The sequence below is a fragment of the Pseudomonas fluorescens Q2-87 genome (genome assembly GCF_000281895.1).
GTDB lineage: Bacteria > Pseudomonadota > Gammaproteobacteria > Pseudomonadales > Pseudomonadaceae > Aquipseudomonas > Aquipseudomonas fluorescens_S.
Genome location: NZ_CM001558.1, coordinates 2,946,950 through 2,967,136 on the forward strand (window position 1 = coordinate 2,946,950; position 20,187 = coordinate 2,967,136).

Sequence of the window (20,187 nt, forward strand, 5' to 3'; positions counted from 1 at the left end):
TCATGATTTCACGCTGGACCACCGCAGTACTCGATACCGATTTTCCCGGCGGCTGGGCCGTGGCCCGCAGCCCGGAAGGCTTTCTGTTCGATGATAACGGCGCGCTGTTTCCCCGCGACTGGCTCAAGCGACAGGACCTGTCGATCCTCGCCGAGCATGGCATCGGCCACCTGGACGGTGAGCCTGTCTATCTGTTGGAATTGCACAGCTCACAGGATATTCCCGGCTGCAACTGGAAAGGCTTGCGGGCATTCATGCTCGAGGACGACCACACGCTGTACAAAGTGCTGGGCTACGCGGCGCAGATCGGCACCTGGGCGCGGGAACATCGTTTCTGCGGCAGTTGCGGCAAGCGCATGAGCCAGATCCCGCGGGAGCGGGCGATGTATTGCGATGCCTGTGATTTGCGGCACTATCCGCGCATTTCACCGAGCATGATCGTGCTCATTACCCGCGGCGACGAAGTGCTGCTGGCCCGTTCGCCGCGTTTCGTCACCGGTGTCTACAGCACCCTGGCCGGGTTTGCCGAGCCAGGCGAGTCGGCCGAGGATTGCCTGGTTCGCGAGGTGCGCGAAGAAGTAAGCATTGAGGTAAAGAATATCCAGTACATGGGCAGCCAATGCTGGCCGTTCCCCCATTCGATGATGCTGGGCTTCCACGCCGAATATGCCGGTGGCGACATCATCCCTCAAGAAGATGAAATCGAGGACGCCCAGTGGTTCAACGTTCACAACCTGCCACCGCTGCCGGCCTCGCGATCCATCGCGCGTTACCTGATCGATCTCTACGTGGCGCGCCGCCTAGGCCACGCTGAACCAGTGCTGCCAGGCTAGCCGCACGGTCAAGCCCAACACCACGGTGATGAACACCGGCCGGATGAACTTCGCGCCGCCGCTGATGGCGGTGCGAGCACCGAAGAACGCCCCGATCATCACCGCAATGCCCATGCTCAGGCCGATGATCCAGTCGACCTGCCCGGAAAAGATGAACACCGACAGCGCTGCGATGTTGCTGACGAAGTTCATGCTGCGAGCTACGCCACTGGCCTTGACCAGGTCGATGGGGTAGAGCAGCAAACTGCTCACCGTCCAGAACGCCCCCGTCCCGGGGCCCGCCACGCCGTCATAAAAGCCCAGGCTGAAGCCTTGGGGCGATTGCCACTTCTTGCTGATGGGCGCGTTGCTGTCCAGAGGCGCCTTGGGCGTGCCGCCGAACAACAGGTAGAGACCGCACGCGAAAACGATCACCGGCAGCATCTTGTTCAGCCATTCGGCCGGCAGATAGTGCGCCACGACGGCGCCGGTCAAGGCACCCACGAGCGTGCCGACCAGGGCGTGGGTCCACTGCCGGGGATGGAACAGCTTGCGCCTGTAGAAAGTGAAACTGGCCGTGGCCGAACCGAAGGTCGAGCTGAGCTTGTTGGTGCCCAGGACCAGATGGGGCGGTAGCCCGGCGGTGAGCAACGCGGGTGTGGTCAGCAGGCCACCGCCGCCAGCAATGGCATCGATGAAGCCGGCAATGAACGCGACAATGGCGAGGATAGCGAGGGTAGTGAGGTCAACGCTGAGTTCAAAAGGCATGGAATGGGCTTATTCGGCAGATCGCAGCAGGGCGGCGGGGAAGGCCGGTATGTTACCCACAATGACCGCGAGCCGCGACTGCCCGATTGCCCCCGGCTCAAAGACACTGCCCCCCGTGGCGAGGGAGCTTGCTCCCGCCGGGCTGCGCAACAGCCCCCGTCATAACCACATCGCACTCCGCCGGAGCCCGCCCCCTCGCCATCAGAACCCTCGTTCACTCCGGCCTGAACACCGCCCGCAAACAGCTGTGCGACTTGTCCTTGAACATCGCATAACCTTCCACCGACTGCTCCAGCCCCATCGGGTGGGTCAGCAAATAGGAAGGGTCCAGCTCGCCCTTCTGGATGTGCTCGAACAAACGCTTCACGTAGCGCTGCCCCGGTTGCTGGCCGGAGCGCAAGGTCAGGGATTTGTTGACGATTGCGCCCATCGGAAACTTGTCCAGCAAACCGCCATACACGCCGACCACCGATACGGTGCCGCCCTTGCGGCAGGCTCGGATCGACTGGCGCAGCACCGTGCCGCGTTCAGTGTGCAAACGCATCATCTGCTTGGTCTTGTCATAGAAATAGTCGATCTCGGTGCCATGAGCTTCCATGCCCACGCAATCGATACAACGATCCGGGCCACGGCCGCCGGTCAGCTCCAGCAAGGCGGCATGCACGTCGCAGGTTTCGTAATTGAGGGCGATGGCGCCGGCCTTCTCCTCAGCCAGGCGCAAGCGCTCGGGGAAGCGGTCGATGGCAATCACTCGCTCGGCCCCCAGCAGGTAAGCGCTGGAAATCGCCATCAGGCCAACGCCACCGCAGCCCCAGACCGCCACGGTGTCGCCGCGTTGGATGTCGGCGTTGTCGGCAGCGAAATAACCGGTGGGGACCGCGTCGGAGACGAACACCGCTTGCTCATCACTGACGCCCTCGGGAATGGCGAACAGGTTCACGTCGGCAAACGGCACGCGAATATAAGTGGCATGGCTGCCGGCGTAACCGCCGAACGCATGGCTGTAGCCGATGATGCCGCAGGCCGGTTGGCCGTAGGCAATGTCTGTTGCGCTGGGGTTGGGGTTGGAGTTGTCGCAGCAGGAAAAGTCCGAGCGCTGGCAGTGTTCGCACTGGCCGCAGCCGATGATCGACACGGTGACAACCCGGTCGCCTTTGCTGAACTGGGTGATGGCCGAGCCGGTCTCCACCACTTCGCCCATGAATTCATGGCCAATGATGTCGCCCGCTTGCATGGTCGGCACGTAACCGCCCAGCAAATGCAGGTCCGAACCGCACACGGACGACAACATCACCCGTACGATGGCGTCACGGGGATTGAGAATGGACGGATCATCGACTGTCTCGACTTGGAGTTTATTGGGGCCTTGCCAGGTCAATGCACGCATCAGGCTGTTCCTCCAGTGATAGGTGTGGTGGAAGCGGGGCTGGTCGGCGCTTGGGTGGCATTCGTGGCCGGATGCACGAACAGGAAATCCTTCGTGTCCTGGGCGCGCATTCGGTTAGTGGTCACCTCGCCGAGCTCCAGTTGCTGCTTGATGCTGCGAAGCAGATTCAACAAGGCTTTGTCCGAGAACTTCGAGATGGCGGCAGCCAGGGCGTAACCGGCGGAACCCAGGGAGGTCTGGCAAGCAACGATGGCCTTGATCTGCGTGCCTCGGCCCGTCGGCGCGTCGCTGAAATGCATCTGGATGTCATGTTTGAAACGCGAATCCGGGGCGGCGATCCAGTGCAGCTTCCGGCCATCCTTGGGGTCGTCCTGTTCGATGTCGCATTCCAAGGTCTTGTCCATCGGGCCGTGGGCGACCCAGCGGTAGGTGCGCTCGCTGGTCTGTTCAATCTCATCCACCCAAGGCACCAGCGCCCCGAGATTGCCCGGGTTGCTGCAGAACGCGAAGACTTCCTCCCTGGGCTTGCCGATCGTGATGCTGCGGGAAATTACCTTGCTACCGTTCCAGTCCCGGTCCTGTTCGAAGGCTTGCTCGAAAGGAGTATGTGTCAGCGCACGCTTGACCCTGCACGTACCTGAGTAACCGCGCCAGGCGGCACAGACGCCAAGCATCACTTGCGGCCACCCTTTGAGCCCGCCCTCGCGCAGCCCGTTGGCGATCAACAGCGTGCCGGCCAGCAACGACACGACGCGCTCCGGTGTTCCTAGGTTGGGGTGCGAAGGGGTCGGTACGGCGGCCCGGCTCGCAACCAGTTGGGGTCGTTCAGTCATGATGGTTTCCTTATGATCAAGGGCGACATAAGGAATGAGCCGGGGGACGGCGTCGTTGTTCCATCCACATTCGCGCTTTCCGATGAGGCGAACCGTGGATGCGGTCACGTATTGCACAGCCTTGGCGGGCTATCTATCGGCGACGGCCAGGACCGACCAAGCGACGATTACTTTTTTGAAATCAAGGGGTTGTCAGCCTAGGCAAATGAGTACATAATTGCGCCCATCGAACGCACTGGGACGTAAAAAATCTCAATGTTTTCAAGGAGATAGCGCTTCGTAAGAGGTCTGTTTCCAGATCAGGTTTGTACACGGTTGATGTGGCGACAATGCATCAGGCGTCTTGAGGCCGAATAGCAAAATGGTTATGCAGTGGATTGCAAATCCACCTACGCCGGTTCGATTCCGACTTCGGCCTCCACTTTAAAACAGCTCCGTAGATCTATGATTTACGGAGCTTTTTTATTTACGATGCGAGGAAAGCTTTTGTCTTGAAAAGGACATGAGCAACCTTGCTTCAGAGGGGAGGGATGTATATATTCCTCGCTCTTGCTGCACCAGGCCAGGCCCTGGCGAATCTGATATTTGCCAGTCTCCATAAGGCTTGCCGCGCTACCGCCCGAATGGCGAAACTGGTAGACGCATGGGACTTAAAATCCCCCGCTCGTAAGGGCGTGCCGGTTCGATTCCGGCTTCGGGCACCATATAAAACAAAGGGTTGCATGAGATATCTCATGCAACCCTTTTTTGTTTGCCTTTCATCTGCAACGTGACCGAGGCGACCTACAACCGCCGGCGAAACGCTTCGAGAATTTCCCGCGTGCCTCTTTTCATTTGCAGCTGGGCGATGGCATCCAATGGGTGCCAAAGGCAATCGCTGATTTCATTCTGTGGCGTGGCCGACTTTGAATCGCGAACCGAGGCTTCGAATACATGGTGTTCGGTTTCACCCTCGTTGATTCGCATGAGGTAGAGCAGGTTTTCGACGCTCAGGCCGGTTTCTTCTGCCAGCTCCCTCACCGCAGCGCCCGCGTGGGTTTCGCCGCGTTCGACCGCGCCCCCTGGCAATGCCCAGCGGCTGTTGGCCTTGCGGACCAGCAAGACGTGGCGATTATCTTCGCAAATGACCGTCGCTCGTATCTTCATGGCATTGCTCAATCAGTGACTGTCATTAAAGTGAAATATAACTGAAATATTAAGGCCCGTTGCCAGCACGGCGATCACAAACCTATTTTTCCGTGGGTCTATTCATAAGACCCTTCTCATAAGTGAAAGGCTGCACTTCATTTCTCATGCTATCGGCCATGCAAGCCCACACTTGCGTGCCGCCGGCCATCGACCGGTCATCGGCAAAAATGAATCAGATTGGAAAAAACGCATCCATTTTGGGTGGCTGGCCGCCCCCGAGAGGGGAAGGGAGGAAAAATGACCACGGTTGAAGATTTCAAGATCAGATCCCACGAGCTTCTGATGGAGCTCGATGCGGCGACGTCGCAGATGATGGAGCTCATTTGTGTTCATCAAATGACCGGGGCGACCTGGGATGAAGCCGTCCAGCGTCAACATGAGGCCTATGAGCGGTGGGTCGCTTATCTGAATGAGCGCCTGTAGGTGCAGGCGCAAATTCTTTGAACGGCGCTGGCGCGGTCATGCCTAATCCATAGACCTTCAAGAGGATAGGGCCATGTCTGAATTAGCCAGTTATTTCTGGATCGCCGTTGCGGTGATTCTGCTGCTCCTGGATCTGTGGGTGATCCTCAGTGTGTTTCGAAGCGAAAAGTCCGCCGGGACCAAGGCCGGCTGGGCGCTGCTGGTGATCATACTGCCGGTGTTGGGGCTGGTCATATGGGGCGTCGCCGGGCCACGCGGCGTCAAGCAAGGCCCATCGTCGCCGGAGCACAGCAAAGGCTAGCAACGGCTGCGTGGGCCACCCCGGTCAGCGGTTCTTCCATTGGCCGCCGGTGGTCTCGCAGTCCTGCTGGGCCTGTTTCGCTTGATTGATGTCGTAGTAGTACCAAGTGATCAGGGCATGATCGGGAAGGCTGGCCGATCCTCCATTCTGGTCCTGGCGAGTGGCGCGCGGGTTGGCCAATGCTTCCTGGGTCAGCGGTGCCTGGCATGTCGCCACGTAGCCTTCTGCGCAACGCTCGACTCGGTTTTTGCGGGTGCTGAGGGTTCCCTTGCTTTCGTTGCTGCAAGACCAATCGAGGGTTTCGGCGGGTACACCTTTGTATTCGTAGCAACTATGGCTTTCGATGGCGGGTACCGAGGAACTCTGGGACTGGGTGAAGACATCGCAGCCTTGGGCCATGGCGGCGGCGGGGCTCGCACAGGCGATCAGTAACAGGATTTTTGCGTTCATGAGGTTCTCCCTGAAGCGGCTTCTGCACGTTGATATCAATATCGAGGCGCAATAGAACGCTGTTGTTCCATCGGTTTTCCGACCAATAGAACTTAAGGGAAAACGGGGCCGGCGTAGCGCGTCAGCGGAATTTGGGCAGCGGCCGCTCAGCGGGCTTGAGCGACGTCAATGCGCTCTGGATCGACGGGGCATCGCGTTCAATGTCATTGAGCCGGTCGCGGATGCGCACTGCGGTAGGGTGTCCACCCTGGTGGTCGACCCAGTCGGCGATTTCCTTGCAGGCGGCAGTGAGCGTGGCCTGACGTGATTCCAATAAAGTGAGCAGGGTGGTGATGGACTCTTTTTCGGACATGTCACACCTCCATTTCAGAGTTGATGATGTAGCACAAAACCCGCCAGTGGGCGGGTCATACCGTTGTTTAAGCGTAGTTGAGTTATTTCGGGTCTGTCGAAGAATCCGGCGCCCGGCTGGACAGCCGGTGCGCCGGATCAGTGTGTGTTGAATCAGCCGGACTCCTTTATCCAGGACGGCGCGACACTGGCTCGCCAGCGCACGTCGGTGATGCCGTATTTCTCTGCCATGGGTTTTGAAACCCGCTTGACCTTTTCTCGCCCGAATTTGGGAATGCGCCCGACACCCGCGTCGCAACTGGCCCAATGCCAGGCCTCTGAGTTGTTCATCACCTCGGCACGGATGATGAATGACTTGGGCTCGCCATGGAGCATGTAGTCGATGATGTAAAGCGATGGCCCGCCCATAAATCCTCCCTAATTAGTCCTATACGGATGGATACGAAGGCATTCGGAAAATTCCATCGAATTTCCAGACGGTCGATATATGACTCTCCAGGCATGGGCGCGGGCCGATAGTAAAAATTGCCAGCAGGCGGCGCTCACCCTCAGGAACCAAACCCGGTTAACCTTCTCCAAGGTGGGCTTCAAAACCACGAGCCAGGGATCAAGGGCGAGGCAGTGCGGCATCAAACTAAGGCAAAATATGAAAAACATCGCCAGGACGCTGCTTTGTGCGGCCTTCGCCATCGGTCTGTCGGGATGCATCGGCCCACCCATCGAACTGACCCCGCAAACCGAGCAGCAACTGCGTGCACAACCCCCGATCCGTTTCCTCCTGACATTCGATGACGGCCCCAGTGCGTCGTCGTTCTGGAACCCGAGCCTGGCCGTGCTGGACGCGCTGGCGGACAATCCTGTGCAGCCCGGGATCAAGGCGGTTTTTTTTGTGCAGACCCGGGCGATCAGAGCCGGTGACAGCGATATCGGGCGTTCGGTGATGCACCGCGAGCAGCGCGAAGGCCACCTGTTGGGCTTTCACACGGCAACCTATTGGCACACCAATCATCGATTCCTCAGCCCCGAGCAGCTCGAGCAATCGCTTGTCGATGGCGGCGCCGATATCGCCAGCATCGCCGGTGTGGCGCCCAATCTGGTGAGGCCGCCGTTCTGGAGCTACGACAAGCGCACGTTCGCCGCCTACCAGCAGCATGGCTTGCACGTATTGCTGACCGACCTGAGCGCCAACGATGGGAAAATCTGGGGTATCACCGCCAGCCCGCGGCGGCGAATCAACCTGATACGCCAGCTCTCGGAGGTGCGCGAGCGCATTGCCGCAGGGCAGCTGCCTGTGGTGGATGGCGTGATCCCGGTGGTGGTCACCTTTCATGACCTCAATCGCTATACCGCCCGGCATGCCTGCGAATACCTTCAGATCCTGCTCGAGGCGGCTCGCGTCACCGGCGTCAAGACCGACGCCAGACCCTTTTATGACGACCATCAGGCCTTGGAGCGGGCAGCGCTGGCGCGCACGGTCAGGGACACGTCCCAGCCGGTGCACTTGCCTGGGCTGTGGGACTGGCTATGGGATTCCGACTCCCATTGACACTCCCACGGACAGCACGCCGACGTTGCGACGCTCGGTCGCTCCCCAGGCATGAACTGGGAGTAAGGTAGGCGACGTAACCCTGGTGTATCTCGAAGGAGGTAACGATGAGCCGTGCAATGCTGACCAAAATGCACATTAACGGGTACGACGTGCTCAGCGTGAACAGCGGTCCGTGGCGGGTCTGCACGCAAGCCGACCGGCTGGGCGCCTTTGGCTCCCGCGAGGAAGCGCTGGCCTACGCTGCCGCGTTGCCGCCCAGAAAAAACCCTGGCGGCCGGGCTGAGCGCACGAAATAGCGCTGAGGGGCGGGCTTGCCCGCGATGGCGGTGCGTCAGCTTGACCAGGCTCCTCGCCCCGATCAGCGATTGGCCAACTCCAGCGGTATTTCCAAAGTAAACAGCGCACCACTACCGGGTCCGTCGCTGTGTACGTGAAGGCGGCCATTCATCTCAACCGCGGCCAGCGCGCAGCTGTGCAAGCCAAACCCATGGCCGTCCTTGCGGGTCGTGAACCCGTGGTTGAAGATGCGGGCGAGGTTCTCTGGAGCGATGCCTTCGCCTCGGTCCTTGACGGTGAGGCACAACGTCGTTGGTTCGAGGATCTGTATCCCGAGGGTCATTTCGCGGGGCTCGCTGACATGGGACATGGCGAACTTGGCGTTGCTGATGAGGTTGATCAGGATCAGCAACAACCGATGCTTGTCTCCCAGGATCGTGGGGACGTCCTGATATTCCTTGATGACGGTGACGTGATGCCGGCTTAGCGCATCCGAATTCATCCGTAGCGCATCTTCGAACAGATCGTTGACCTTGAGCGGTTCGATCAGCCTGGCGGCCCCCGCATAGGTTTGTTGAGTGGTGACGATTTCCTTGATGTGGTCGATGCTCTTGGTCAGTTGCGCCAGTTCTTCGATAAGCATCGTTTGCTCGGCGGCGATGGAGTCGACCAACTCATTGAAATAACGCGGCAGCAGCTTGCCCTTTTCATCCACGGTGATGAATTGGCCGAGATCGTCAGCATGCTCATTCATCATTTTTACCGCTTTTCCGAGCCCGGCGGTCTTGCTGCTGCGTAACTTGCGGGTGACGAGCTCCGCTGAAATATTCACGCTGTTAAGGACATTTCCGACGTTGTGCAGCACATTCGTGGCGATCTCGGCCATGCCGGCCATTCGCGCGGCATCCAAGAGCTCACGCTCGGCTTCCTTGAGTTCGCGCGTGCGCTCCTGCACGCGTTCCTCGAGCCGTTCGTTGGAGAGTTGCAGCTCGTGGTTGATGTGGTTGATGACCGAATAGCTGCGGACCAGCCGCACAGCCAGGTAGATCATCAGGATCGCCATCAGGCTGGCGCACACGGCCAGGTAGAGATGATATTGGCGATCCGTAGCGGCGGTCCTGCGCTGGGTCTCGTTCAACAACTCATTGATGCTGTCCAATTCCTGGGCAACCGGAATGACATTGATGCGGTCAAGCAGGTCGTTGACGATCGGTTGTTCTTCGACAATGGATTTGACGTGCTGGGCCAGGGTGAGGAAAGGCGGCTGGCGGTCGGCGGGCAACCGGTCGATGTTTGGGCCCAGTTCGTTCAACAGGCGCTGCACCTCCTGGGCTTTTGCCGGGGTGACGTAAAGCGTGTACTCCAGCGTCGCCAGTGACAACTCAACAATGGTGTTGGCCGCGCTCAGGCGTTCGGCAGGGGTTGGGATGTTGATTTCGTTGAGCAGTGCCTGGATCTCGTCCTCGACGAGCGGGAGCGCATCCAGGGCTTCGCGTAGATGGGCATTGTGTTGCTGGAACTGGTCGACCAGTAAGGTCTTGTTCCGGACCGCTTCCACATAACCCTGGCGCCTTGAAGCCCAGAGGGCCGCAAGGGGACCCGAATTGTTGAGTCGTTCCAGTTGCTCCCAACGGCTGTTCGCTTCCGGCGGTGGGGCCAGCGACAGGTTGTTGCTGACGTCGATCTTTTTCCTGAGGATCTTGACGTTCCAGTTCGCGTCGGACTGTTTCAGTTGGCGAATGAAGTCGCGGGATTCGAAGTAGGTCGATGTATCGTACGTATAGGACTTGATCAAGAAGAAGATCAACGCGCAGAAAACCATCAGCGCGGCGGCCAGCAACGCGGGCCATTTATACTTTCTTATAAGGGTGGTCACGTTATTCCCCTGTCCGGGACGCTGGTCGAAGGCGTCTGTATATGACTGAGTGGGCAGAAATGATCGAGGGGTGAAAGCAGGGAGGAAGGAAGCTGCGATGGTATCGGTTGTGGCGTCGAGTGCTTTTACCTGCAAACACGTTGAGCTCCCTGCTAACGGTAAACGGCGGGTTCATCAGTGAGCTGAGTGTAGCGCCAACGAGACAGCAGGGGATGGGCGCGCGATCACGCCAGGATGGAACGGGCGCGGCCAAGGCAGGCCGCGCCCTTGGCGTTACTTGATATCGATGAAGGGCAGGGTGCCGTTCGGCAGTACGGTGGTTGGCAAGACGCCATTCCAGCGTTCGGCCTTGGTCAGTTCCACCAGGTTCTGGTTGCTGGCCAAGGCCTGCGCGCGCGCCTTGATGGCCTCGGCTTCGGCTTTGCCTCGCAACTCGGTGGCCAATGCATCTGCCTTGGCCTGGGCCACTTGTGAATCGGCCTCCGCCTGGGCCTGGGTCACTCGGATCTGCGCCTGGACCTGCTCGGTGGCGAGTTGCTGTTCGCGGGTCTTGACCTGGACTTCCGCAGCCATGCGCGCTTCGATGGCTTTCTCGTAGGCGTCACTGAAGTCGATGTTCTCGACCTGGACACTGTCGATGATCACCGGGCCGGTAATGGTCGCCTTGATGGCCGCGGAAATATCATTGACCAGTTGGACACGGTTCTGCACGGCGGCCACAGCGTTGAACTTGCCGAACACGTTTTCAACCTGCGTAGGTACCTGGCGGCTGATCATCCGGTCACGGATACCTTCGATATCCTTGAATTGGGTGTAGACCTTGGCGACGTCGGAAGGCGCGATGTGCCAGGACACCGACACCTTGAGCTGGGCAGACTGCTGGTCCTTGCTGTAGGCCTGCAGATCCTCGTAGGACGTGACCTGGCTCTGGGTGCTGATCAAGCGCACCGACTCGATGAAAGGCGTCTTGAACGAGAGGCCAGGTTCAACCACCCCGACCAGTGCGCCGTTGCGCAGCAGCACGCCACGCTCGGTTTCGTCGACCGTGTACCAACTGCCAAAGAACACGCATAAGAGAACAATGCCGAGGATCGCCGCAGCAACAGAGCCAATGGTTTTGCTGGTCACTTTTTTCGTTCCTTGAGTACGTGAGTCGGGAAGGGATTTGCGAGGTGCCATAACATTGCAACCGATGCTGGTTTTTAAATGCCGGACACGAAAAAGCCCTGATAAATCAGGGCTTTAACGTACAAATATGGCGGAGGCGATGGGATTCGAACTCATGGACCTGTTACAGTCGACGGTTTTCAAGACCGTTGCCTTAAACCACTCGGCCACACCTCCGTATTGCGTTGCGGGCGCCATAATACCCGAATGAAACACACTGTCAAACTCTCTACGTAGCTTGTTACAGAGCGTCTGTTATTATCCTTGCCACTGAATGTTTCAAAACCGGAGGAGTGTCGCCATGCGCGAACAGGATTACGCAGTGAACAACAGCGTGCAGGCTGAGCAGCTAGAGGTTAGCCGCGTCCTGCGCAACACTTATGGCCTGCTGGCACTCACGCTCGCTTTCAGCGGTGTGATGGCCTACGTCGCACAACAAATGCGGGTCGGTTATCCGAACGTCTTTGTGGTGCTGATCGGTTTCTACGGCCTTTTCTTCCTCACCAACAAACTCCGTGACTCGGCCTGGGGCCTGGTATCGGCTTTCGCCCTGACCGGTTTCATGGGTTTCCTGCTCGGCCCGATCCTCAATCGCTACCTGCAAATGCAGGGCGGTGCCGAAGTGGTCAGCTCGGCCTTTGCGATGACCGCATTGGTGTTCGGTGGTTTGTCGGCCTACGTGCTGATTACTCGCAAGGACATGAGCTTCCTCGGCGGCTTCATTACCGCGGGCTTCTTTGTACTGATGGGTGCGGTCCTGGCGAGCTTCTTCTTCCAGATCAGCGGCCTGCAACTGGCGATCAGCGCCGGTTTCGTGCTGTTCTCGTCGGTCTGCATCCTGTATCAGACCAGCGCGATCATCCATGGCGGCGAGCGCAACTACATCATGGCGACCATTAGCCTGTATGTATCGATCTACAACCTGTTCGTCAGCCTGCTGCAGCTGTTCGGCCTGATGGGTCGCGACGACTGATTGCAACAGAGATGAGTAAGAAACTCGCTTCGCAGACCGTGTGAAAACACGCTGAAGCGGCCTGGCAAACGCCCCGACTCGTTCGGGGCGTTTTTTTACCCTCAAGTTTATACTTTCGAAGGGCAGCGTTTGAAGCGCAAGGCCTACAGCGGGTGCCCGGTCTTGGACAAACGCCGGGCCCTGATTTTCCTACGCCATCGGTGGCAATCGCCGCTTGACCGGCGTCTTCTTGACGATGGCCGTATTGGTCTCGGCGTGGACATTTAGCTTGTCCAGCAAGGTGTCCAGCTGTTCCATCGAGCGAACGTGCAACCGAGCGATGAAGCAATCGTCGCCGGTCACCTTGTCGCACTCGGTGAATTCGGCAATGGCCTGTATCTGCCGTTCCACTGCCTGCAACTGCCCCGGTAGCGGACGGATACGCACAATCGCCTGCAATTGATAGCCGAAGCACTTGGGGTCCACCTCAACGGTATATCCCCTGAGCACGCCACGTTCCTCGAGACGCCGAAGGCGTTCGGCAACGCTGGGTGACGACAAGCCGCTCAGGTTCGCCAGGGCCTTGAGCGAGCGTCGGGAGTCCTCCATCAAAGCGCTGATAAGGATCTGGTCAATATCGTCAGTCATTTCAACCCCGTTAGGTGAAAACGTGAAGTTGCCTTGATAAAAAAGGTCGATAGGCAGTTTAGCCTTTTTCAAGCCATGGAGAAGCCCGGGGTGGGGTCGGCATACTGTGGCCACTTGCTAAAGGAGCCTGAAGATGGACAAGACCTTACGTCGCGGTTCGCTGGAAATGACCGCCGCCATGCTGATTTCCGGAACCATTGGTTGGTTCGTGCTGGTTTCGGGCCAGCCGGTGCTGGACGTTGTGTTCTGGCGCTGTGTGTTTGGGGCCGTAACGTTGCTGCTGATCTGCGCCGGTTTCGGCTTCCTGCGTCCAGGCATTCTCACGCGCACCACGTTCCTGCTGGCGGTGCTCAGCGGCGTCGCAATCGTCGGCAACTGGGTGCTGTTGTTCGCTTCCTATTCCCGGGCTTCGATTGCCATCGGGACGGCGGTCTACAACGTCCAGCCGTTCATGCTGGTGGGGCTGGCGGCGCTTTTCCTGGGTGAAAAAATCACTGCGCAAAAGCTGTTCTGGCTGGCTGTATCATTCCTCGGGATGCTGGCGATTGTCAGTGCACACGGTGAGCAAGGGCAGGGTGGAGAGGACTATCTGGTCGGTATCGCCTTGGCGCTGGGTGCTGCATTGCTGTACGCCATTGCAGCGTTGATCATCAAGCGCCTGACCGGCACACCGCCCCATCTGATTGCGCTGATCCAGGTCAGCACCGGCATATTGCTGCTGGCGCCCTGGGCGAGTTTTTCGGCGTTGCCGCAACAGGCTGAGGCCTGGGCCAGCCTGGTGACCCTGGGCATTGTGCACACCGGCGTGATGTACGTGTTGCTGTACAGCGCGATTCAACGGTTGCCGACGGCATTGACCGGTGCACTTTCATTCATTTATCCAATCGCGGCGATCTTAGTCGACTGGTTCGCCTTCGGCCATCGCCTCGAACCGTTGCAGTGGTTGGGCGTGGCGGCGATCCTGCTGGCGGCCGCTGGCATGCAACAAGGCTGGGGCGCTCGCTTGCGGCGCCCAGCCCTGTCATAACCCGGTGACTCGGCGCGGGTCAGAAGATGTAGTCGGTGGTCAGGAAGTTGGAGTCCCGTTCACGGATGATGTCGCTGATCAGCGCCTTGTTGCTGTCCTGGAACTTGGTCGCCACCAAGGTGCGAATGGAAAAGGTGCGCAGCGCATCGTGGACGGACAACGTGCCCTCGGCGGAATTTTTCCGGCCGTTGAACGGGAAGGTATCCGGGCCACGCTGGCACTGGGCGTTGATGTTGATACGCCCGACCTGATTGGCGAAGGTGTCCACCAGCTTGCCGACTTCCGCCGGGTTGGTGCCGAAGATACTCAGCTGCTGGCCGAAGTCGGACTCGAGCACGTAATCGACCACGGTGTTGAGGTCGCGGTACGGCACGATGGGCACGACCGGGCCGAACTGTTCTTCGTGGTAGACCCGCATCGCAGTGTTCACCGGATAAAGCACGGCCGGGTAGAAGAATGAGCTTCGCGATTCGCCGCCGTGGGCATTGGTCACCGCTGCGCCTTTGGCGACCGCATCGGCCACCAGCGAATGCAGGTAATCGACTTTGCCCGCTTCGGGCAGCGGCGTCAGCGCCACACCGTCTTCCCAGGGCATGCCCGGCTTGAGCGCGGCGAGCTTGGCGTTGAATTTCTCGATGAACGCCGGCGCCACGTCTTCATGGACAAAGAGAATTTTCAGCGCCGTGCAGCGTTGGCCATTGAACGACAGGGAGCCGGTCAACGCTTCGCTGACTGCATTGTCCAGATCAACGTCCGGCAGCACCAGACCAGGGTTCTTCGCATCCAGCCCAAGGGCGGCACGCAGGCGATGCGGGCGCGGGTGGAGTTTTTTCAGGTCGCTGGCGGCCTTGTTGGTACCGATGAAGGCAAAGATGTCGATTTTTCCACTGGCCATCAGCGCACTGACGGTTTCCCGGCCGCTGCCATAGATCACGTTGATAACGCCTGCCGGGAAGCTGTCGCGGAAGGCTTCCAGCAGTGGACGTACCAGCAATACGCCGAGCTTGGCGGGCTTGAATACCACGGTGTTGCCCATGATCAAGGCAGGAATCAAGGTGGTGAAGGTTTCGTTCAACGGATAGTTATACGGGCCCATGCACAGCGCCACGCCCAGGGGGACGCGCCGGATCTGGCCCAAGGTGTCCTGCTCCAGTTCGAAGCGGCTTGAGCGACGGTCCAGTTCCTTGAGGGCATTGATGGTGTCGACGATGTAGTCGCAGGTGCGGTCGAACTCCTTCTGGGAATCCTTGAGGTTCTTGCCGATTTCCCACATCAATAGCTTCACTACGGCTTCGCGTTGCTCGCGCATGCGGGCCAGGAAGGTTTCGACATGGCGGATGCGTTCGGCGACACGCATCGTGGGCCACTGCCCCTGGCCGCGATCGTAAGCGCGCACGGCGGCGTCCAGGGCGGTGAGGGCGGTCTCGGCGTCCAGCAGTGGCGTACTGCCGAGGATCACTTGTTCATCGCCGTGTTCGCCAGCCAGGTACACCGGGCTGCGGACGACGGCCAGTGGGCCTTGCCAGGTCTTCAGGACACCGTCCACCAGGTATTCGCGCTGCTCGATCTGACCGTCGAGGCGGTACGCGTCCGGAATCTGGGCAGCAGCGGGAAACAGATTGGCGAGGAGGGGGGCTGTGGTCATGTCGTTACTCCATCAATGAAATGAGCCATGGGCTGACGGCTTGCAAGCATAAAGCGCTTTTAGGGTTATACGCCTTAAAGCAGGTGCTTTTTAAGCAGACATTGAGCAGCCGATGTTATTCATTGATGAAATAGAGGACTGATGCGAGCGACCGAAGGGCCACCTACCAGCTGACTCGCACCCCAAGGTTACCCGCCACGCTGCGTTGCTGTTGGCTGTCCAGGTTGTTGCTGTAATCTGCGCTGGCGTACACGCTCACCGCAGGTGCCAGGCTGACAATGACGCCGACGCCCAGGTCGCCGGTGGACGAGCGCTGTTGGGTCTCGACTCGCTCGGTGTCGTCGAAGGTCACCGCATCGGTGCCGGAAAACGTATGCCACAGGTTGGCGCGCAGATACGGCTCCACCGGCATGCCGCTGATTTGATAGCGGCCCTTCAGGCGAGCTCCGAGACGGCCGGTCCAGGCTCCGTCGGAATCGAATTCGACCCGGGAGATGCCGTCATCCTGGGTGTCCAGGGAAACTTTCTGGTGAATGATTTGCACCTGGGGTTCGAGGACCCAGTCGGTGGTTACGGCGAAGGGGTAGCCAGCCTCCGCCGACAGGGTGAGGGCATGTCCACGATTGTCGATTTTCAAGCCGCGATCAGAGCGGTTATCGCCATCCAACCGCGTACCCATCACCACCGCGTCGACATAGCCGCCGGTGGGATCGGTCAACGTCCAGTACAGCCCGAAGCTGTCGCCGTCGAGCTCGATCTTGCCGGCGCGTCGGCCTTGGAAGCCAAGGTTGAAACCGTCGACGTCGCCGTTCAATTTGGTATGACCGACGAAAAAACCGATGCGTTGGGTCTGGCCACCGGCAGTCGGCGCGCTGTACAGGTCATTGCCGACCTGGAAACCCTTGATGGACCCGTCGAACCGTGGCGTAACGGTGCCGGCCCAGGTCTGATCCAGATCCTTGCCATAGACTCGCCCCCAACCCGCGCCGAACCCGCCGGTTTCGGTAAGCAGGCGCTGGTCGCCCTGTCGGTCATGGAAGGTGCCGAGGGCCATCAGGGTCAGTTGCGCCGCCGCTGGAGGCAGGACCGACCAAGTAGGCACTTCCGGACGATACAACGGCACCGGCGCTGCGCCAGGGACCGCAGCCGGCAAGGCGGGCAATGACGGGCTGGGTGCCGCCACCGGTCCTGCCACCAGGGTCGAGCGCAGGTACCAATTGTTTTCATTGCCAGGCGCCACGCCCCCCTTGAACAAGCGATAATCGAAGGCGCCGGCCGAGACGGATTGGGCCAGCGAGAAGGCGCCATCGGTGCTGACCGCACCGCCCTGGGCGCTGACCAGCTCGATGCCGTTGCGGGTGGTCAAGGCGCCGGCACCGCCCAGATTGGTGACGGCGATGGCGGTGCTGCCTGTGAGTGTCCCGCCATTGACCACCAGCCGATCGCTTTGAGAGTCGTCTGCCCCGACGACTGTTTGCAGGCGCAACTGGCCATTGCTGCCGATATAGTTGCCTTGCACGGTCAGGCTGTCGTCGGTGCGAGTGTTGTCGCGGCTGAGGTCGATGATCCCGCTGTTGTCGAGCGTGACCGATTGACCGGCCGTGAATGGGTTGATGCTGCCCTGAGTGGACGTCAGCACACTGCTGCTGTCGATGGCGAGCACGCCGGTGGCGGTGGTGCTGTCACCCAAGACGAGCGTGTCATTGAGATCCAGGCGCGAGCCTTGGCTAAGCTCGACCGTTTCCCAATTGACGTACCGGGCGCCGGTGCCTGTGGTGGTGGCATCGAAGGTCAAGGTGTCCTGGCCCAGCCCGCCATCCACGCTCGGAGTGGTGGCGAGCAATGCTTCATTGAGGTTGCTCAACAGCGCCGTGTCGTTGCCTTCTCCCATCAAGACAGCCGAGCGAAGGACGCCGCCACTCCACTGGAGTTGGTCGTCGCCGAAACTGGCGCGGACCTCGCCGACGATTTCACCGCCGCTCACGGTAATCCGGTCGTTGCCGCCGCTGACGCTGACATTGCCGCCGATGCGTCCGGCGGAAAGGATGATGGTGTCCTGGCCGAAGCCGGTCACCAGATTGCCGAGGATCTGTCCGCCGGACATGTCGAAAATATTGTCATCGAGTTTCATGTCGACCCGGCCGATGGTGCCGCCAGTCATCGTGGCGTTATCGCCGTCTTCGAAGGCGCCGACGATGGTACCGCCGGTCATCCGGAACGTATCGAGGCCGTCGCCCTGGGCCAGGGACTGGATGCTGCCGCCATTCATGACGAAATCGTCGATGCCTGAGCCTTGTTGCACATCGCCCTGGATCACGCCATTGGCGTCGATCTGGATTTTATCGACACCGGGGCCAAAGGTGACGTCACCCTGGATAATGCCGCTGCCGTTGGCCGGCATGGTCAGGCGGTTATCCCCCAGCAGGTCCGTCAGCCCGGGACTGGTACCGCTGTCGCAGACATAAGCGTCGTTACCGGGTCCCGGCGTCAGGGTGCAAGCCGCCATGGCGGACGGCACGGGTAACAGGAAAGGGGCCGATGCCCACAGGACGTTGAACAGCCGATTGAATCCATGCTCGCGCAAGCTCATGTGCTATCCCTCTGCGTAGGCATTCCGGGAATGCCGATTCCAGCATCGGTTGCACGACAGATGGCACACAGGGCCTGGCAACGCTCGCTGTATGGGATGGCACCGTAGCAACGAATAAAACCCGTCGCTACTGTCAGAACTTACAGGTCGGCGCTTGGCGAGCAGGGAAGCAGGACACTAGAGGTGCACTTCAACGGCAAGTGGCAGGTGGTCGCTCAGGTGCGTCCAGGGTTTATTGCCCAATATTTGCGGCGCGTGGCTGGTGGCGTTGCGCAGGTAGATGCGGTCCAGGCGCAGCAATGGGAAGCGGGCCGGGTATGTCCTGGCGGGACGACCGTGGTGTTGCTCGAAGGCTTCATGCAAGTGCCCATGGCGGGCGAGGGCACTGTTGCCGCGCAACTGCCAGTCGTTGAAGTCGCCGGCAATGATTACCGGGGCGTCTTCGGGGAGCGAGGCAAGTAGCTTGCAGAGCAGTTTGAGCTGTAGCTGGCGATGGCTTTCCAACAGGCTCAAGTGCACACAGATCCCGTGGACTTCGGCGTGGCCCGGCACATCCAGTACGCAGTGCAGCAAGCCGCGTCGTTCCGGGCCGGTGATCGAAACGTCCAGGTTTCGGAACTGGCGGATCGGGTATTTGGAGAGCAATGCATTGCCATGGTGCCCATCGGGGTACACCGCATTGCGGCCATAGGCGAAGTCGCTCCACATGCTGTCAGCGAGAAATTCGTACTGGGACACCTGGGGCCAGTTGTCGTAGCGCGATGCATGGCGGTCATGTTCGCCCAGCACTTCCTGAAGGAACACCAGGTCAGCACCGGTACTGCGCACCGCCTCGCGCAGTTCGGGCAGGATGAAACGACGGTTGAGAGCGGTGAACCCCTTATGGGTATTGACCGTGAGGACCCGCAGCCGGTGAACCGCCGCAGGCGTGTCCAACAGCATCGATTCACCGGCCCGCCAATCGGGATCTTGGCTCACGTTCACTCCTGGATCAGATATACCTGTTCATGCGACTGGCGAGAGGCTCCGGCAGTTCCGGATTTTTCATCGCTGCCTGGTGGGTTCACTTCAGATAAAGACAATCTCGTAGGGCATGCCCATGCGGTCAAGGATGACCCGTGGCACCAGCGGGGCGATGCCGCTGGCGGGTTCGCCGTTGAGCTGGCTGACATAGGCATACATCGCGTGACGCTTGCGGGCGGTCGTCCAGACGTCAAGGCGCAGTTTGCGGGCGCGGTGCCAGGGAATCTTGTTCTGTTCGCGGACCGGCCAATGCCACGCCCATACCGGCAGCTCGTTGAACGTCGCGCCGATGCTGTCAGCGGCCAGGGCCCCGGCGCGGCCTACCGTGTCGTGGTCACTGTCGCCGTCCTGGCGCCAGGTACCGAACACCACATCACCGGGGCGCAGGTAACGGCCGATAAAAGCGGCCAGCTCGGCCTCGTGCTCGGCAAGGGCTTTTTCCGGGAAGCCGCCTCGTACCCATTGCAAGGCGTGGGCCGGTACGCCCAGGCGATGCAAGGCGTCCACGCTTTCCTGTGGGTGAGGGCGGTGCGTGCGCAGGCGCTCATCGGTCCACAAAGGGGAACCGGGTGGGCAGAGGTCGCCATCGGTGACCGAGATCAGCAGCATGGGTTGGTCCAGGTTGCTCATCAATTGCAGCAGCCCACCGCAGGCCCCGACTTCATCGCCTGGATGCGGCGCGAGAATGACCGCACGAGAGCCAGCAGGAACGAGGGTTTGGGTACTGATGATGGGAATGTCGGCCAATTGCGCAGCACTGTTCCAGATTTGTGGGTGCTGTCGACCAGGCAAGCGAGAGGCGGGTTTCATGATAGACGTCCTTGTTTGTGTTCAATCTTCCAACCAGGTACCGGGCCTGCTGCCCGACATTTGCCCGTAGGGCCTGGCTGCGATTCGCGGCGCTCCGAATCCTGGAATCTA

The 20,187-nt window shown here is 59.9% G+C and carries 21 protein-coding genes and 3 tRNA genes; 9 read left to right on the forward strand and 15 right to left on the reverse strand.

The genetic code is table 11. The features are described from left to right. Nucleotides 1-2 precede the first annotated feature (2 nt). Nucleotides 3-833 carry an NAD(+) diphosphatase gene (gene nudC, locus PFLQ2_RS14645; protein ID WP_003181537.1) on the forward strand — a complete coding sequence of 277 codons (831 nt, stop codon included), beginning with the start codon at nt 3-5 and terminating at the stop codon, nt 831-833. On the opposite strand, the gene PFLQ2_RS14640 is transcribed toward nudC, so the two are convergent. From PFLQ2_RS14640 to PFLQ2_RS14630, 3 genes are all read right to left on the reverse strand, one after another. After that, complete coding sequence (locus PFLQ2_RS14640; RefSeq protein ID WP_003181539.1) at nt 801-1,580, reverse strand: TSUP family transporter; 780 nt, start codon at nt 1,578-1,580, stop codon at nt 801-803. The two genes, nudC and PFLQ2_RS14640, sit on opposite strands and share 33 nt — an antisense overlap. A 214-nt stretch (nt 1,581-1,794) precedes the next feature. Continuing rightward, nucleotides 1,795-2,967 (reverse strand): zinc-dependent alcohol dehydrogenase, encoded by a 1,173-nt coding sequence (locus PFLQ2_RS14635; protein ID WP_003181542.1) that lies wholly within the window; start codon nt 2,965-2,967, stop codon nt 1,795-1,797. Further along, nucleotides 2,967-3,800 (reverse strand): DUF2892 domain-containing protein, encoded by an 834-nt coding sequence (locus PFLQ2_RS14630; protein ID WP_003181545.1) that lies wholly within the window; start codon nt 3,798-3,800, stop codon nt 2,967-2,969. Before PFLQ2_RS14630 ends, PFLQ2_RS14635 begins: the two co-directional genes overlap by 1 nt. 347 nt (nt 3,801-4,147) lie before the next feature. On the opposite strand from PFLQ2_RS14630, the gene PFLQ2_RS14625 reads away from it, so the two are divergent. Beyond that, nucleotides 4,148-4,221, forward strand: a tRNA-Cys gene (locus tag PFLQ2_RS14625). 196 nt (nt 4,222-4,417) lie between these two features. Further along, nucleotides 4,418-4,504: transfer RNA gene (locus tag PFLQ2_RS14620), tRNA-Leu, on the forward strand. A 79-nt stretch (nt 4,505-4,583) separates the two neighbouring features. Here the strand turns inward: PFLQ2_RS14620 and PFLQ2_RS14615 are convergent. Next, nucleotides 4,584-4,946, reverse strand: a complete 363-nt coding sequence (locus PFLQ2_RS14615; protein WP_003181547.1) for an NUDIX hydrolase — start codon at nt 4,944-4,946, stop codon at nt 4,584-4,586. 279 nt (nt 4,947-5,225) lie between these two features. Between PFLQ2_RS14615 and PFLQ2_RS27765 the strand changes: the two genes are divergently transcribed. Next, nucleotides 5,226-5,411 carry a hypothetical protein gene (locus tag PFLQ2_RS27765; protein WP_033046011.1) on the forward strand — a complete coding sequence of 62 codons (186 nt, stop codon included), beginning with the start codon at nt 5,226-5,228 and terminating at the stop codon, nt 5,409-5,411. 73 nt (nt 5,412-5,484) lie between these two features. Beyond that, a complete protein-coding gene (locus PFLQ2_RS14610) occupies nt 5,485-5,712 on the forward strand; it encodes a PLD nuclease N-terminal domain-containing protein (protein ID WP_003181551.1) in 228 nt (75 codons plus the stop codon). A 24-nt stretch (nt 5,713-5,736) separates the two neighbouring features. On the opposite strand, the gene PFLQ2_RS14605 is transcribed toward PFLQ2_RS14610, so the two are convergent. The 3 genes from PFLQ2_RS14605 to PFLQ2_RS14595 all read right to left on the reverse strand — a co-directional run bounded on the left by PFLQ2_RS14605 (nt 5,737) and on the right by PFLQ2_RS14595 (nt 6,921). Next, nucleotides 5,737-6,162 carry a hypothetical protein gene (locus PFLQ2_RS14605; protein WP_003181553.1) on the reverse strand — a complete coding sequence of 142 codons (426 nt, stop codon included), beginning with the start codon at nt 6,160-6,162 and terminating at the stop codon, nt 5,737-5,739. Nucleotides 6,163-6,283: 121 nt separating this feature from the next. Continuing rightward, entirely contained in the window at nt 6,284-6,514 is a 231-nt protein-coding gene (locus tag PFLQ2_RS14600; RefSeq protein ID WP_003181555.1) for a hypothetical protein, read from the reverse strand. A 152-nt stretch (nt 6,515-6,666) separates the two neighbouring features. Further along, entirely contained in the window at nt 6,667-6,921 is a 255-nt protein-coding gene (locus tag PFLQ2_RS14595; RefSeq protein WP_003181556.1) for a DUF6555 family protein, read from the reverse strand. 238 nt (nt 6,922-7,159) lie between these two features. Between PFLQ2_RS14595 and PFLQ2_RS14590 the strand changes: the two genes are divergently transcribed. Together PFLQ2_RS14590 and PFLQ2_RS14585 are read left to right on the forward strand one after the other, a co-directional pair. Continuing rightward, nucleotides 7,160-8,059: a polysaccharide deacetylase family protein gene (locus tag PFLQ2_RS14590; protein ID WP_003181558.1), complete on the forward strand. Its 900-nt coding sequence runs from the start codon at nt 7,160-7,162 to the stop codon at nt 8,057-8,059. 107 nt (nt 8,060-8,166) lie between these two features. Next, entirely contained in the window at nt 8,167-8,358 is a 192-nt protein-coding gene (locus tag PFLQ2_RS14585; RefSeq protein WP_003181560.1) for a hypothetical protein, read from the forward strand. Between the two features lie 62 nt (nt 8,359-8,420). Here PFLQ2_RS14585 and PFLQ2_RS14580 read toward each other — a convergent pair whose 3' ends face one another. The 3 genes from PFLQ2_RS14580 to PFLQ2_RS14570 form a co-directional block, all read right to left on the reverse strand. After that, nucleotides 8,421-10,214 carry a DAHL domain-containing protein gene (locus tag PFLQ2_RS14580; RefSeq protein WP_003181561.1) on the reverse strand — a complete coding sequence of 598 codons (1,794 nt, stop codon included), beginning with the start codon at nt 10,212-10,214 and terminating at the stop codon, nt 8,421-8,423. Between the two features lie 273 nt (nt 10,215-10,487). Then, nucleotides 10,488-11,342, reverse strand: a complete 855-nt coding sequence (locus PFLQ2_RS14575; protein WP_003181564.1) for an SPFH domain-containing protein — start codon at nt 11,340-11,342, stop codon at nt 10,488-10,490. A gap of 128 nt (nt 11,343-11,470) precedes the next feature. Beyond that, nucleotides 11,471-11,558, reverse strand: a tRNA-Ser gene (locus tag PFLQ2_RS14570). A 124-nt stretch (nt 11,559-11,682) separates the two neighbouring features. Between PFLQ2_RS14570 and PFLQ2_RS14565 the strand changes: the two genes are divergently transcribed. Then, nucleotides 11,683-12,354 (forward strand): Bax inhibitor-1/YccA family protein, encoded by a 672-nt coding sequence (locus PFLQ2_RS14565; protein ID WP_003181565.1) that lies wholly within the window; start codon nt 11,683-11,685, stop codon nt 12,352-12,354. Nucleotides 12,355-12,543: 189 nt separating this feature from the next. Here PFLQ2_RS14565 and PFLQ2_RS14560 read toward each other — a convergent pair whose 3' ends face one another. Further along, nucleotides 12,544-12,981: an Lrp/AsnC family transcriptional regulator gene (locus tag PFLQ2_RS14560; protein WP_003181568.1), complete on the reverse strand. Its 438-nt coding sequence runs from the start codon at nt 12,979-12,981 to the stop codon at nt 12,544-12,546. 133 nt (nt 12,982-13,114) lie between these two features. Here PFLQ2_RS14560 and PFLQ2_RS14555 point away from each other — a divergent pair, with 133 nt between their 5' ends. After that, nucleotides 13,115-14,008, forward strand: a complete 894-nt coding sequence (locus PFLQ2_RS14555) for a DMT family transporter (protein ID WP_003181570.1) — start codon at nt 13,115-13,117, stop codon at nt 14,006-14,008. A gap of 19 nt (nt 14,009-14,027) precedes the next feature. Here the strand turns inward: PFLQ2_RS14555 and PFLQ2_RS14550 are convergent, their stop codons facing one another. The 4 genes from PFLQ2_RS14550 to PFLQ2_RS14535 all read right to left on the reverse strand — a co-directional run bounded on the left by PFLQ2_RS14550 (nt 14,028) and on the right by PFLQ2_RS14535 (nt 20,076). Then, nucleotides 14,028-15,653 (reverse strand): NADP-dependent glyceraldehyde-3-phosphate dehydrogenase, encoded by a 1,626-nt coding sequence (locus PFLQ2_RS14550; RefSeq protein ID WP_003181572.1) that lies wholly within the window; start codon nt 15,651-15,653, stop codon nt 14,028-14,030. Nucleotides 15,654-15,816: 163 nt separating this feature from the next. Then, on the reverse strand, nt 15,817-18,243 hold the full coding sequence (locus PFLQ2_RS14545) for an autotransporter outer membrane beta-barrel domain-containing protein (protein WP_003181574.1): 2,427 nt from the start codon (nt 18,241-18,243) through the stop codon (nt 15,817-15,819). A gap of 177 nt (nt 18,244-18,420) precedes the next feature. Continuing rightward, nucleotides 18,421-19,185, reverse strand: a complete 765-nt coding sequence (locus PFLQ2_RS14540) for an endonuclease/exonuclease/phosphatase family protein (protein ID WP_430452967.1) — start codon at nt 19,183-19,185, stop codon at nt 18,421-18,423. Between the two features lie 126 nt (nt 19,186-19,311). Continuing rightward, a complete protein-coding gene (locus PFLQ2_RS14535) occupies nt 19,312-20,076 on the reverse strand; it encodes a PIG-L deacetylase family protein (RefSeq protein ID WP_003181577.1) in 765 nt (254 codons plus the stop codon). Nucleotides 20,077-20,187 lie beyond the last annotated feature (111 nt).